This is a genomic window from Methylobacterium sp. BI1, from assembly GCF_056680125.1.
In genome coordinates this window covers 395125-408147 of the sequence record NZ_CM155267.1, presented here as the reverse complement: position 1 = coordinate 408147, position 13023 = coordinate 395125, and the positions used below count along the sequence as shown (strand labels likewise).

Genomic DNA, 13023 nt, shown 5'->3' with positions numbered 1-13023 from the left:
GGGTGGCGGCCGCGGTCCCGTCCCGCTCCCGGGAGAGGCCGCGCATCCGTCTGGAGGATGGGCTCTCCTTCCCGCCAACCGCCAGGGGCGTCAACCCTGGAGATCGACGGGAGAGGGGCGCCGTCCCCCGAGCCCTCCTCAGGCCGCCTTCACGTCGGCGAGGAATCCGCCGACCTCGCGGGTCAGGTTCTCGGAGTGCCGGGCGAGCTCCTGGGCGGCGCTGAGCACCTGCGAGGCGGCCGCCCCCGTCTGGCCGGCGCCGTCGCGCACGCCGGCGATGTTGGTGGTCACCTCCTCGGTGCCGCGCGCCGCCTCCTGCACGTTGCGGGTGATCTCCTGGGTGGCGGCCCCCTGCTCCTCCATGGCGGCGGCGATCGAGGCGGCGTAGCGCGACATCTCGGCGATGATCCGGCTGATGGCCTCGATGTCGGTGACGGCCTCCTGGGTCGCGGTGCGGATCTCGGTGATGCGCTCGCCGATCTCCCCCGTGGCCTTGGCGGTCTGGCCGGCGAGCTCCTTGACCTCGGAGGCGACCACGGCGAAGCCGCGCCCGGCTTCCCCGGCCCGGGCCGCCTCGATGGTGGCGTTCAGCGCCAGCAGGTTGGTCTGCGCGGCGATGCTGGAGATCACCTCGACGAAGGCGCCGATGCGCTCGGTGGTGCCGGCGAGGCGGCGCACGGTGGCATCGGTCCGCTGGGCATTCTCCACGGCCTGGTCGGCGATCCGGGCCGACAGGCTGACCTGGCTCACGATCTCCTGCACCGAGGCCGACATCTCCTCGCTGGCCGCGGCCACCGTCTGGACGTTGGCGGAGGTCTGCTCGGCGGCGCCCGCGACGATCACGGTCTGCTGGTTGGTCTGGCCGGCGACGCTGCTCATCGACTGGGCCGTGGCCTCCATCTCGGTGGCGGCGCCCGCCAAGCCCTGGGTCAGGATCGAGACGTTGCGCTCGAAGGCTCGGGTCAGGGCGTCGAGGCGCTGGGCCCGGCGCATCTTGGCCGCGTCCTCGGCCGCCTGCGCCTCGGCGAGGCGCCGGGCCTCCAGGGCATTGTCCTTGAAGACCTGGAGCGCGCGGGCCAGGAGACCGACCTCGTCCCGCCGCTCGGTGCCCGACACCGCCACGGCGAGGTCGCCGGCCGCAAGGCGGCCCATCGCCGCCGTCATGGCGGCGAGCGGACGCGTGACGCCGTAGAGGGTGATCAGGGCGAGCAGGCCGACCGCGACGCCGAGGCCCAGGACGGCGGTGACGACGAGGGTGCGCGTGGCGCTCTCGGCCGTCTCGGTCGCCGCCTGCTTGGCGGCCTCGAGGTCGCGCAGGTTCGAGGCGACGCGGGCCGCCACGCTCTGGGCGATCTTGAGCCGGGCCGGGCGGACCTCCCGCTTCGAGATCTGGGCGGCCGCCTCGTTCTCGTTGCGCAGGCCGAGGGCGATCGAGCGGTCGGCGGTGGCGAAGAACGCCTCCAGCTCGCCGTGCACGCCCTGCAGGATGCCGCGGCGCTCGGGCGTGTCCGCCAGGGCGAGCAGGCGGTCGCTGGCTTCGAGGGCGGCTTTGCGGCTCGCCTGGTAATGGGCGAAGTCCTTCTGCATCAGCGCGTCGTCGGTCTCGATGATGGTGTTCTTCTCGGCGATCACCGCCTCGTCCACGGCCAGGGCCAGTTGCTGCGCCACGGAGAGCCGGGCGGCCCGGACATCGACGATCTGGGTGGTGTTCCGCCCCAGGGTGTCGAGGTTGGCCCGCGCGAGGACCACCAGTCCGATCGCCACCAGGATCAGGATCAGGCTCGGGACGGCGAGCTTTCCCAGAAGCTTGAGGTTGTTGAACGCGCGCATGAAGGCCCCCTCGATCGGCGCCGGCGCGGGACCTTGATCGGTCTCTCAGGACGCGGCGTCGTGCTCACATTTCTGTGATGAGGCGCTGAAATAAGGATTAACGGATGCCGGTTTTGCCGCCGCTGATGGAAATTCGGCGGCATCGTGGTTGTATTCCGAAGCTTTCCGATCCGGCGGGACGATCCCTCATCGGTCATGTCCCCGAAGCCCGCCGAGCATCCTGGCGGGCCGAGTGCGCGAAACCCTTCCCTCGATCTCCCACGGCCACGGAATACGGCTCGAACGCGGGCGAGGATCACGCATGGGAAGCGCAGGTGCAGGGCGTATACGACGCTCTGCCGGTCGTCCCGCTGGCTCACCCGAGGAAGGCTTGCAGGGCCGCCAGGGTCGCGGCGGGGTTCTCCTCGGCCAGGAAATGGCCGGACGTGACCTCGGCGGCGACGGCGCCCGGCGCGAAGGTGCGCTGCCAGGCAGCCAGGGGCGTCTCGGTGCTGCGGTCGAGGTAGCTGTCGCCGGTGAGGATCAGGGTCGGGCAGGCCAGCCGGCGCCCGGCGGCGAGGTCCGCGAGGTCGGCCTCCCGGTCCCGGGTGGCCCCCGCCCGGTAATCCTCGCAGAAGGCGTGGATGCGCTCGGGCACGCCCCAGGCCTGCCGGTAGAGATGCAGGGCGGCGGGCGCGAAGGCCTTGAGGGACGTGTCCCCGCTCCAGTCGCGCAGGAGCCCCTCGAAATAGGCGTCCGGGTCGCGGCCGATGGCCCGCTCCGGCCCCGGCGCGGCCTCGGCCAGGAAGTGCCAGTGCGAGGGCTTGCGCGGGTTGGCCTCGATCCGCTCCCACTGGACCAGGGTCGGCAGGATGTCGAGGAGGGCCAGCCGGGCGATCCGCCCCGGCTCGTCGAGGGCGAGGCGGTAGCCGATGCGGGCGCCGCGGTCGTGTCCCACGAGGGCGAAATGGACGTGGCCGAGGGATTCCATCACCGCCACCACCTCGGCCGCGAGGGTCCGCTTGGCGTAGGCCTCGTGGCGCGGATCGCCCTCGGGGGCGGCCGACCAGCCGTAGCCCTTGAGGTCGAGGCAGATCACGCGATGCCGCTCGGCGAGGGCCGGCGCGATGCCGTGCCAGCAGGCATGGCTCTGCGGGAAGCCGTGGAGGAGCAGCACCGGACTCCCGTCCTCCGGCCCGCCGATGCGGGCGAAGAAGCGGCCGGCCGGGATGTCGATCCACGGGGCGGCGAAGCGGGGGAAGAGATCGGTGGTCACGGGCGGCACCTCCGGGAGGGGCCGGGGGAACGCGCGGGGCGGGGCGCCGGTTCGCGGTCGCGGACGGCGCCGGTCCGACTGGAAGCGGACGGTTTTCCCACTAGATCCGCCCCATCCTCTCCTCCCGACAGGCCTTTCCCGCCTCCCGACAGGACTTTTCCCGATGCAGACATGTGTGACCGCCCTCGCCCTGGCCGCCGGCCTCGCCCTGGCCAGCCTCATCCCCGCCCAGGCCGCCGGGTGCTGCGGAGGCGGCGCCGGCATGATGTGCGGCAAGGGCAAGATGGACATGCGGGCGGGCGCCATGAAGCCGTCCCGGACGAAGAAAGCCGCCTGCTGCTGCGAGGGCATGGCCGGACACGGCGCGGCCCCGATGTCGAAGAAGCTCTGAGCGGGACCGGGCTCGAAGACGAGGCGGCACTCGGCAACGCGATCGGGCCTGCAAGTCAGATCGGGCCTGCGAGCGATATCGGGCTTGCGAAGTTGTGTCCGGACCGGGTGCCCCGGGGGACGCCCTGCGGCCACGCGGATGCCGGGGCGGGATTGACGCCCGCCCCGCGCAGCGGGCACACCCGAAGGCTGCGGATCGCTCAAGAATCCGCACCATAAAAATGTCACCGAGGAGACGCGCATGGACCGGCCCACCGTTCCTGCCCCTGACACGATCCGGGCGCTCCGTCCGGCCGGCGCGAGCCCCTGCGCATGAGCGGCATGGCCCTCGCCGAACGGCCGGCGACCGGCGCCCCGCCCGTGGACGCCGCCCTGCGCGGCCGCATCCTCGCGCTCCGCGACGGCCTTCTGCACGGGCTCATCGGCGCCGACGCGATGGTCGAGCGCCTCCTCATCGGCCTCCTCACCGGCGGCCACCTCCTGATCGAGGGCGCCCCCGGCCTCGCCAAGACCCGCGCGGTCAAGCGCCTGTCGGACGGCCTCGACGGCAGCTTCGCCCGCATCCAGTGCACCCCCGACCTGATGCCCGCCGACCTGACCGGCACCACGGTCTGGCGCCAGGATGCCGGCGACTTCGAATTCCTGCCGGGCCCCCTGTTCCACTCCCTCGTCCTCGTCGACGAGGTGAACCGCGCGCCGCCGAAGGTCCAGTCGGCCCTGCTCGAGGCCATGGCCGAGGGCCAGATCACGGTCTCGGGCCACACCCATGCCCTGCCCGACCCCTTCATGGTGGTGGCGACCCAGAACCCGATCGAGCACGCGGGCACCTTCCCGCTGCCCGAGGCGCAGCTCGACCGCTTCCTCCTCCACGTCCTGGTGGAGATGCCGGACGAGGCCGCCGAGCGCCGCATCCTCGACCTCGTGGAGGGCGAGCTCAACCACCACGCGGAGGCGATGCCGGTGCGGCTCTCCGTGGCGGAGATCCGCGCCGCCCGGGAGGCCGCCCTCAACGTCTACGTCTCCCCGGCGCTCAAGGACTATCTCGTGCGGCTGGTCGCCGGCACCCGCACCGACGCGGCGGCCCCGGACCTGCGCGCCGCCATCGAGCACCCGGCCTCCCCGCGCGGCACCCTGGCGCTGATGCTGGCCGGCAAGGCGCGGGCCTACCTGCACGGCCGCGACCACGTCATCCCGGAGGACGTGGCGGACCTCGCCGCCGACGCCCTCGCCCACCGCATCGGCCTGACCTGGCGCGCCGCCGCCGAGGGCCAGACGGCCCGGGGCATCATCCGCGGCCTCGTCCAGCGGGTGCGGGCCCTCTGAGCGCGACCATGACCGTGCCGAGCCCGGCCCCCGCCGCAGCCGCAGCCCCCCTGCCGGACACCGACCCGCTGATGGCGCCGGGCATCCACCTCTCGGGCGAGGCGCTGATGGGCCTGCGCCATCTCGCCCGGCGCGGCTCCGGGCCGGCCACCCGGACCCTGGCGGGCCTGCCCGGCGGGATCGTGACCCGGCGGCGGGGGCGCGGCTCCGAGCCGGACGACGTGCGCCTCTGGTCCGAGGGCGACGACCGCCGGCACATCGACCGCAACGCCACCGCCCGCACCGGCATCCTGCACGTGCGCACCCATCACGACGAGCGCGACCGGGCCGTGGTGCTCCTCGCCGACCTCCGGCCCTCGATGCTGTTCGGCACCCGGCGCGCCCTGCGCTCGGTGGCGGCGGCCGAGGCCCTGGTCCTGCTCGGCTGGCGCATCGTCGGCGACGGCGGCCGCATCGGCCTCGTGGCGGCGGGGGCCGGCGAGCCCGTGGTGGTCCGCCCGGCCGGCGGCGAGCGGGCCATGACCGCCCTCACCGGCGCCCTGGCGCTGGCCCATGCCCGGGCCCTGGCCGACGGGGCCGCCGCGGACCCGCCCCTGGCGCCGGCCCTGACGCTGGCCCAGAGCCTGCTGCCCTCGGGCGGTCACCTCGTCATCGGCAGCGCCCTCGACGCGCCGGGCCCGGATTTCGAGCCCCTGCTGACGATCATGGCCGAGCGCCTGTCGATCCGCCTCGTCCTGGTCAGCGACGCCTTCGAGCGGGCCCGGCCCCCGGGCTTCTACCCCTTCGCCACGCCGGACGGCCGGCGCGGCACCGTGCAGGCGAGCCGGGGCGACCGGGCCGCCCCGGGCACCGATGCCCGCCTCGTCGCCTATGCCCAGCGCGGCATCGAAGGCCTGCGCCTCGACGTCGAGGCCGGCCCGGAGGCCTACGCGCCGCTGATGGAGCGCCTCGATGCGATGCTGTAGGGCGCCAAGCTCGTCGCGACCGATCTCTTCGGGACCAAGCTCTTCGGGACCGAACTCTTCGGGACCTAGCTCACGGGTGCCACGTCGTCCGGGAGAGGCCCGGTGACGCCCGACGCCCCGCCGGGCCTCGACCAGCTGCGCGGCCTGCACCTGCCCGCCGAGACCGGCGGGGCGCAGGGGGCGGTGATGCTCGCCATCGCGCTGGGCTTCACGGCGGCCCTCGTCCTCGGCCTGCTCCGCCTGTTGCGGGCGCGCCGGCGCGGCTCGGTCCGGCGCGCGGCCCTGGCCGACCTCGCCGCCGCCAACGCCCTGCCGCCGGAGCGCCGCCGGGTGGCGCAGGCGCAGCTCCTGCGCCGCCTCGCCCGCACCCTCCAGGGCGACGCCGCGGCCGACGCCCAGGGCGCCGCCTGGGCCGCCGCCCTCGACCGGCTCTTCGCCACCACCTTCTTCAGCGCCGGCGCGGGCCGGATCTTCGCCGAGGGCCTCTACCAGCGCGGCGCGCCCGAGGCCGGCCCGGTGGAGGCCGAGCTGGCGCGGCTGTTCGCCCGGATCGGGGCCTGAGCCATGCTGACGGGATTCTTGCCGACGGACGTCCTGCCCCACTGGCTCACCGCCCTGGCCTCGGCCTTCGACCTCGCGAGCCCCTATGCCCTGCTGCTCCTGGCCCTGCCGTTCCTGGCGGCCCGGCTGATGCCGCCCGAGCGGGTGGGGGCGAGCGGCGCCCTGCGGGTCCCGCCCTCCCTGGTGGCCGAGGCCGCGCGGGGCGACAGCGTGGCGGCCCGCGGTCGCGGCCGCACCCTCCTGGTCTGGACCCTGTGGACCGCCCTGGTGGTCGCGCTGGCGGGACCGCGCCTCGTCCTGCCGGCCACCGCCCTGCCGGCCTCGGGCCGCGAGATCATGCTGGTGATGGACCTCTCGGGCTCGATGGAGCGGCGCGACTTCGCCCTCGACGGCCAGACCGTGACCCGCCTCGCCGCGGTCAAGCGCGTCGGCACCGACTTCATCCGCCGCCGGGCCGGCGACCGCATCGGCCTCGTCATCTTCGCCAACGAATCCTACGTCGCCGCCAGCCCGAGCTTCGACACCGCCACGGTCGCCCGCGCCCTCGACGACGCGACCATCGGCCTCGTCGGCCGCTCCACCGGCATCGGCGACGGCCTCGGCCTCGCCCTCAAGCGCCTGACCCCGGCGGGGCCGGAGGCCGAGGGCGTGCCGGCCGCCACCGCCAAGGTGGTGATCCTGATGACCGACGGCGCCAACAATGCCGGCCAGACCACGCCCCGGGACGTGGCCGGCCTCGCCAAGGAGCTCGGCGTCCGCGTCCACACCATCGCCCTGGGCCCCCGCGACCTCTCCAACGCCGAGGGCGAGCAGGACGTCGTCGACACCGAGACCCTGCGGGACATCGCGGACCTCACCGGCGGCCGGATGTTCCGCGTGAAGACCACCGACGACCTCATCGCCATGGCGGAGGCCATCGACGCCCTCGAGGGCGGCCGCGCCAAGGCCCCGCCGGTGCCCCTGCGCAAGGACCTCTGGCCCTGGCCCGCCGCCCTCGCCTTCCTGGCCGCGGCTGGCCTCCTCGCGTCGCGGCGAACCGCATGAGCCTCCTCGACACAGCCCTCGACACCGTCGCGGTCCTGCGGCCCTGGTGGCTGGTGGCGATCCCCGTCGTGGCCGCCCTGGCGCTGCGCGCCGCCTGGCGCTCGGCGCCCCTCGGCGACTGGACCCGGACCGTCGATCCACCGCTGATGGCCCTGCTGGCCCGGCGCGGCGCGGTGCTCGGCGGACGCCGGCAGGCGAACCTCGCCGCGGCGATCACGGCCGGACTCGTCGCCCTGGCCCTCACCGGACCGGCGGTAGAGCGCCCGGACGCCGTCACCTTCCGCAACCTCGACGCGACCGTGGTGGTATGCGACCTGTCGCGCTCCATCGCGGAGGGCGGTCATCTCAAGGACGTGCGCCAGGTGGCGCAGGGGGTCGCGGAGGCCGCCGGCACCCGCAGCGTCGCCGTGGTGGTCTATGCCGGCGACGCCTATCTCGCCGCTCCGCCCACCACCGACCGGGACGCCCTGTCCTCGACCCTCTTCGCCCTCGACGGCGACACCGTGCCGGACCGGGGCACCCATCCCGAGCGCGGCCTCGCCCTGGCCCGCCGCACACTGGAGGAGGCCGGCGTGATCGCGGGCGACGTGGTCCTCGTCACCGACGGCGACGGCATCGGCGACGCGGCCCTGCGCGAGGCCACGGCGATCCGGGCCAAGGGCTGGCACCTGCACGGGCTGTTCGTGCCCGCCGGACCCGGCCTGCCGGCGGGCTCGCCCAAGCCCGACCGGGGCGCCCTCGAGCGCCTGGCCGACGCCGGCGCGGGCCGCTTCGCCCTCCTCGACAGCCCCGCCCCGGTGCTCGACGCAGTGGGGGCCAGCACGGCCCAGCACCTCGCCGCCGGGGGCTACACCGTCCTGGCCTTCGCCGATCTCGGGCGCTGGCTCGTGCTGCTGGCCCTGCTGCCGGCCCTCGTCCTGTTCCGCAGGAGCGCCTGATGGTCCTCGGTGTCCTGTCCGACCGCCGGCCCGCCCTCCCCCGCGACTGGACCCGCTGGGCCCGCCTCGCCGCCCTGGGGCTCGCGGGCGCCGGCATCCTGGCCCTCACGGCGACGGCGCAGCCCCGCACCAGCCTCGGCCGCGCCCTGCTGGGAGCCGGCCTGCCCGGGGCCGCCGCCTGGGTGCTCGACGATCCGGCCTGGCGCGGCCCGGCCCTCTACCAGGCGGGGCGCTACGACGAGGCCGCCGCCCTGTTCCGCAACGGCGGCCGGCGCAACGCCTACAACCTCGGCAACGCCCTGGCGAAATCCGGCGACCTGCAGGGGGCGCTGGACGCCTACGACGCCGCGCTCCAGTACAACCCCCGCGATGCCGACGCGCAGGCCAACCGCTCGCTGATCGCCCGCCTCGTGGACGAGGGCGCCGGCGATCCCGGCAAGGGCGGCGGCGTGGCCAACGCCACCGCCACGGTGGGCGCGCGCTACAACAAGACCTCGAACCAGGATCCCAACGACGACACCCAGGCCACCTCCAGCGGCGAGGGCCTGGCCGGCAACAAGGAGGGCGGCACCACCTCCTCGACGCCGGGCAACAGCAAGGTCGCGCGGCGCGGCAAGGCCGAGCAGGTCTCGGTGGATTCCGGCAAGGGCGAGGCCCGCGGCTCGGCCAGCGACGCGGCGGGACGCGGCCGTACCGGGGCGGGCTCCGCCATGGTCGCGGCGGCCCCCGAGCGGGAGGTGCGCCGGGTGACGAAGAGCTTCGAGGCCCACGAGATCCGCCCGGACCGCCTCTGGCTGCAGACTCTGCCGGACGATCCCGGACGCTATCTCAAGCTGCGCCTGAAAGCGGAACAGGCGGCCCGCATCGAGGCCGGCACAGCGGTGCCCGGCGGGAGCAATCCATGGTGAGCCTGCCGAATCGAGACGCGCGATCCCTCTCCCCCCTGCGGGAGAGGGTACCTGCGGAGCAGGCGGGAGAGGGGACGACCTCTCCGGCACCGTCGCTCCCCTCTCCCGACCCGCTGACGCGGGCCCCCCTCCCCCGCGGAGGGGGGAGGGGTTTTGCGGCGTGTCTCACCCTGGTCCTGGCTCTGTTCCTCCCCCTCCCCCTCCGGGCCGAGATCGGCCCCGGCGACCTCACCCTCACGGTGACCCCGGAGCGCAACGGCAACGCCGATCCGTTCTCCCGCGAGATGGTGCTGCTGCGCATCCACGGGGTCTATCGCCAGCCGATCCTGCTGGAGGAGGTGATCCAGCCGTCGCTCGCCAATTTCAGCTGGACGCAGCTCGGCCGCGACGCCTGGTCGAAGACCCGCCTGCCCGACGGGCAGGTGGCCATCGCCTTCGACCGGGTGGTGGCGATCTTCCCGCACCATCCGGGCGACTTCACCATCGATCCGTTCCTGCACCGCCTCACCGTCAACGACGGCGGCAAGCGGGTCGTCGTCGACGTGCCCTCGGCTCCGGTGACCCTGCCCGTCGCGACCTGGACGAAGCCGGTGGGCGGCCCCGACGCCAAGGAGCCCTGGTGGCTGCCGGCCAAGGACGTGACGATCACGGATTCCTGGAGCCCCGACCCCGAGACGGTGAAGCTCGGCGAGACCACCCGGCGCATCGTCACCTTGGAGGCCCAGGGCATGGTCGCCGAGGGGCTGCCGCCCCGCCCGGTGATGCGCACGCGCGGCATCCTCACCTTCGCGGGGCCGGTGACCCGCGAGACGATCATCACCCCCGCCGGCCCGGTGGCGCGGGCAACCTACCAGTGGGACGTGCGCCCGGCGATCGAGGAGATCATCCCCCTCGACGCGATCGTGATCCCGTGGTTCGACACCGTCTCGCGCACCCTGCGCGAGGCCGAGATCCCCGCCCGCCAGATCGGCGGGGGCCTGCCCGACCGGGACGACGAGGCGAAACCCGTCCTGCCGGCCTCTCCCGTCGTGGTGGCGACGGCCGCCCTGGGCGCCTTCGGCCTCGGCCTCGCCCTGCTGGGCTTCGGCACCGGCGGGCGTTCCGGACGGCGGCGCCTCGACGCGCGGACGCGCCGGGCCCTCGGCCGGGCCGCCTCGGCCCGGGATGCCCGGGCCTTCCGCACCCATCTCGACCCCGTCCTCCTGGAGCAGCCCGACCTCGCGCGGGCCTGGCGGGGCCGGCCGGAGATCGCCGCAGGCCTCGACGCCCTCGACGCCCACCTGTACGGCCCCGGCACCGTCGCGGCCCCCGACCTGCCCGGCCTGGCCCGGGCCCTGAACCGGCCGGTGGCTGCGCCAGCGCAGCCGACGGAGGCGCCCTCGCGCCTCGCCCCCCTCGACGGGCCGGCCCGGACCGCACCCTGACCGCGCCACGACACCCCGAGCCCCATCGACCGGAATCGCATGAGCCTGACGCGACGGACTGTCTTCGGAGCGGGTGCCCTCCTGCCCCTGCTGCCACGGCCGAGCTCGGCCCAGGATCGAGGTCGAGACCGGAGCAAAGACCAGAGCCAGACCGATCCCGGATCCACCGACCGGTTCGCCGAGGCCGGGGCGGCGCTGGCGCGGATCGCCCGCGACATCGGTGGACGCGTCGGGATCGCGGTCCTCGACACGGGTGGCCGCCCTGCCCTGCTGCACGACGCCGAGAGCACCTTCCCGCTCTGCAGCACCTTCAAGCTGCCACTCGCCGCCGCGATCCTGGCCCGGGTCGAGGCGGGCCGCGAACGGCTCGACCGGCGCCTCGCCTACGGGGAGGCCGACCTCGACAGCTACGCCCCCGTCACCACCCGCGCCCTGAGGGCGGGCGGCCCGGAGGCCGGGGCGATGTCGGTGGAAGCCCTGTGCGCCGCCGCCCTGGTCTGGAGCGACAACACCGCGGCCAACCTCCTGCTCGGCGCCCTCGGCGGCCCCGCGGCCCTGACCGCCTGGTGCCGGGCGCTCGGCGACCCGGCGACCCGCCTCGACCGGACCGAGCCTGACCTGAATTCGGCCGTGCCCGGCGATCCCCGCGACACCACCCGGCCCGCCGCGATGGCGGCGACCGTCGAGACGATCCTGCTCGGGCCTTCGCTGACGGAGGCCGGCCGCGCCCGGCTCGAGGGCTGGATGACGGCCTCCCGCACCGGAACGAAGCGCCTGCGGGCGGGGCTTCCGGCCGATTGGGGCGTCGGCGACAAGACCGGCAGCGGCGCCTACGGCACCGCCAACGTGGTGGCGCTCCTGCGCCCGCCGGCCCGGGCGCCCCTGGTGGCGGCCGTCTACCTGACGGGGTCGGAGGCCACGAGCGAGGCCCGCGACGCGGCCCACGCGGCGATCGGCCGAGTCATCGCGACGATCTATGGTTAACGGTCGGTTCACGCCTGCCTGCCACCGTCGCCCCGCGAGGAGTGGACCCGATGCGGCGTGGCTTTGTGGCGATCAGACGGGGCGGGCCGGTGCTCGTGCTCCTGGCCGGACTGGCGCCGATCCCCGCCGGGGCGGCAGATTTCGGCGGCCTCGCCTATCCGACGCCCGGCCGCGCGGTGGAGGGCTACGCGGCGGAGCCCGAGGGCCTGCCGCGCTACTTCCCGCGGGCGGAGGAGGAGGGCGGCGTGGTCCACCGCGCACCGGTGCCGCGCCGGCGGCTGGCCGGCTGCATCCCCCGGCGGGTTCCCATCCCCACCGATGCCCCCGGCGACCCGAGCTATGTCGGCTCGGCCTACGGCCTCGGCAAGCCGAGCTATTACGGCTTCACCCCGCCCCTCGGGGTCGACGATCCCTACGGCCGCCCCCTGAGGCCCTATTGTCCCTGAGGCGTCTGGCATCCACGCGGCGGTGCGATTAGGTCTCCCGCCCGAGGCGCGATTCCCCGCCGAGGTTCTGCCGAGGACGACCCGCCGATGTCCGATCCCACGCCCCTGCTCCGGTTCACCGCCGTTGCTCCCCTGCGCGCGGAAGTCACCGCCTGGCGCCTCGCCGGCGAGCGAGTGGTGCTGGTGCCGACGATGGGGGCGCTCCATGCCGGCCACCTCGCCCTGATGGCGCGGGCGCGCAGCCTCGGCCGGCGCGTCGTGGCGAGCATCTTCGTCAATCCGACCCAGTTCGGCCCGAACGAGGATTTTTCGCGCTATCCGCGCGACACCGAGACCGACCTTGCCCTGCTGGCGGAGGCGAGGGTCGATGCCGCCTACCTGCCGGAGGTCTCGGGCATGTATCCCGAGCACTTCTCGACCCGGATCGAGGTGGAGGGGCTCACCGAGGGCCTGTGCGGCGCCTATCGGCCGGGGCACTTCTCCGGTGTCGCCACGGTGGTGACCAAGCTCCTCAACCAGGTCCAGCCGGACTGCGCCCTGTTCGGCGAGAAGGATTACCAGCAGCTCCTAGTGATCCGCCGCGCCGTGCGCGACCTCGACCTGCCCGTGGAAATCCAGGGCGTGCCGACCCTGCGTGAGGCGGACGGCCTCGCCCTGTCGTCGCGCAACCGCTACCTCGCTCCCGAGGAGCGGGCGCGGGCGCCGCGCCTGCACGCCGTCCTGTCCGAGATCGCCGCGGGCCTCGCGGCCGGCGGACGCGCCGGCCCCCTGGTCGCGGAAGGCCGGGCCGCCCTGGCGGCGGCGGGCTTCGCGCCCGTGCAGTATCTCGAGGTCCGCGATGCCGAGACGCTGGCGCCGGTGGAGCACGCCACCCGCCCGGCCCGGGTGCTGGCGGCGGCCTATCTCGGCCGCACGCGCCTCATCGACAACGTCGCGGTGGGCTGAGCCCGCCGGA

13 protein-coding genes are annotated in these 13023 nt (G+C 74.8%); 11 read left to right on the top strand and 2 right to left on the bottom strand.

The window, feature by feature from the left end; genetic code table 11:
* Nucleotides 1–138: 138 nt before the first annotated feature.
* Together AC1MGR_RS01970 and AC1MGR_RS01965 are read right to left on the bottom strand one after the other, a co-directional pair.
* Complete coding sequence (locus AC1MGR_RS01970) at nt 139–1830, bottom strand: methyl-accepting chemotaxis protein (protein WP_108035874.1); 1692 nt, start codon at nt 1828–1830, stop codon at nt 139–141.
* A 355-nt stretch (nt 1831–2185) separates the two neighbouring features.
* Nucleotides 2186–3085: an alpha/beta fold hydrolase gene (locus AC1MGR_RS01965; RefSeq protein WP_480233483.1), complete on the bottom strand. Its 900-nt coding sequence runs from the start codon at nt 3083–3085 to the stop codon at nt 2186–2188.
* A gap of 163 nt (nt 3086–3248) precedes the next feature.
* On the opposite strand from AC1MGR_RS01965, the gene AC1MGR_RS01960 reads away from it, so the two are divergent.
* The 11 genes from AC1MGR_RS01960 (at nt 3249) to panC (ending at nt 13013) form a co-directional block, all read left to right on the top strand.
* Nucleotides 3249–3476: a hypothetical protein gene (locus AC1MGR_RS01960; protein ID WP_480233482.1), complete on the top strand. Its 228-nt coding sequence runs from the start codon at nt 3249–3251 to the stop codon at nt 3474–3476.
* A 311-nt stretch (nt 3477–3787) separates the two neighbouring features.
* Nucleotides 3788–4798 (top strand): AAA family ATPase, encoded by a 1011-nt coding sequence (locus AC1MGR_RS01955; RefSeq protein WP_480233481.1) that lies wholly within the window; start codon nt 3788–3790, stop codon nt 4796–4798.
* Nucleotides 4799–4905: 107 nt separating this feature from the next.
* Nucleotides 4906–5763: a DUF58 domain-containing protein gene (locus AC1MGR_RS01950; RefSeq protein WP_480234908.1), complete on the top strand. Its 858-nt coding sequence runs from the start codon at nt 4906–4908 to the stop codon at nt 5761–5763.
* A 102-nt stretch (nt 5764–5865) separates the two neighbouring features.
* Entirely contained in the window at nt 5866–6324 is a 459-nt protein-coding gene (locus AC1MGR_RS01945) for a DUF4381 family protein (protein WP_480233480.1), read from the top strand.
* 33 nt (nt 6325–6357) lie between these two features.
* Complete coding sequence (locus tag AC1MGR_RS01940) at nt 6358–7368, top strand: VWA domain-containing protein (RefSeq protein WP_108035998.1); 1011 nt, start codon at nt 6358–6360, stop codon at nt 7366–7368.
* Complete coding sequence (locus tag AC1MGR_RS01935; RefSeq protein WP_480233479.1) at nt 7365–8306, top strand: vWA domain-containing protein; 942 nt, start codon at nt 7365–7367, stop codon at nt 8304–8306. Before AC1MGR_RS01940 ends, AC1MGR_RS01935 begins: the two co-directional genes overlap by 4 nt.
* Nucleotides 8306–9214 carry a tetratricopeptide repeat protein gene (locus tag AC1MGR_RS01930; protein WP_480233478.1) on the top strand — a complete coding sequence of 303 codons (909 nt, stop codon included), beginning with the start codon at nt 8306–8308 and terminating at the stop codon, nt 9212–9214. Before AC1MGR_RS01935 ends, AC1MGR_RS01930 begins: the two co-directional genes overlap by 1 nt.
* On the top strand, nt 9208–10638 hold the full coding sequence (locus AC1MGR_RS01925; protein WP_480233477.1) for a hypothetical protein: 1431 nt from the start codon (nt 9208–9210) through the stop codon (nt 10636–10638). The genes AC1MGR_RS01930 and AC1MGR_RS01925 overlap by 7 nt, the downstream gene beginning before the upstream one ends.
* Before the next feature lie 39 nt (nt 10639–10677).
* Nucleotides 10678–11622: a class A beta-lactamase gene (bla, locus tag AC1MGR_RS01920; protein ID WP_480233476.1), complete on the top strand. Its 945-nt coding sequence runs from the start codon at nt 10678–10680 to the stop codon at nt 11620–11622.
* 50 nt (nt 11623–11672) lie between these two features.
* Nucleotides 11673–12068: a hypothetical protein gene (locus tag AC1MGR_RS01915; RefSeq protein ID WP_480233475.1), complete on the top strand. Its 396-nt coding sequence runs from the start codon at nt 11673–11675 to the stop codon at nt 12066–12068.
* A gap of 87 nt (nt 12069–12155) precedes the next feature.
* Nucleotides 12156–13013 carry a pantoate--beta-alanine ligase gene (panC, locus tag AC1MGR_RS01910; protein WP_480233474.1) on the top strand — a complete coding sequence of 286 codons (858 nt, stop codon included), beginning with the start codon at nt 12156–12158 and terminating at the stop codon, nt 13011–13013.
* Nucleotides 13014–13023 lie beyond the last annotated feature (10 nt).

Bases quoted from the DNA above. Each gene is read 5' to 3' on its own strand.
- AC1MGR_RS01930 (WP_480233478.1), top strand. From the start codon at position 8,306: ATGGTCCTCGGTGTCCTGTCCGACCGCCGGCCCGCCCTCCCCCGCGAC.
- AC1MGR_RS01935 (WP_480233479.1), top strand. From the start codon at position 7,365: ATGAGCCTCCTCGACACAGCCCTCGACACCGTCGCGGTCCTGCGGCCC.
- AC1MGR_RS01960 (WP_480233482.1), top strand. From the start codon at position 3,249: ATGCAGACATGTGTGACCGCCCTCGCCCTGGCCGCCGGCCTCGCCCTG.
- AC1MGR_RS01925 (WP_480233477.1), top strand. From the start codon at position 9,208: ATGGTGAGCCTGCCGAATCGAGACGCGCGATCCCTCTCCCCCCTGCGG.
- AC1MGR_RS01955 (WP_480233481.1), top strand. From the start codon at position 3,788: ATGAGCGGCATGGCCCTCGCCGAACGGCCGGCGACCGGCGCCCCGCCC.
- AC1MGR_RS01970 (WP_108035874.1), bottom strand. From the start codon at position 1,830: ATGCGCGCGTTCAACAACCTCAAGCTTCTGGGAAAGCTCGCCGTCCCG.
- AC1MGR_RS01950 (WP_480234908.1), top strand. From the start codon at position 4,906: ATGGGCCTGCGCCATCTCGCCCGGCGCGGCTCCGGGCCGGCCACCCGG.
- AC1MGR_RS01915 (WP_480233475.1), top strand. From the start codon at position 11,673: ATGCGGCGTGGCTTTGTGGCGATCAGACGGGGCGGGCCGGTGCTCGTG.
- panC (WP_480233474.1), top strand. From the start codon at position 12,156: ATGTCCGATCCCACGCCCCTGCTCCGGTTCACCGCCGTTGCTCCCCTG.
- bla (WP_480233476.1), top strand. From the start codon at position 10,678: ATGAGCCTGACGCGACGGACTGTCTTCGGAGCGGGTGCCCTCCTGCCC.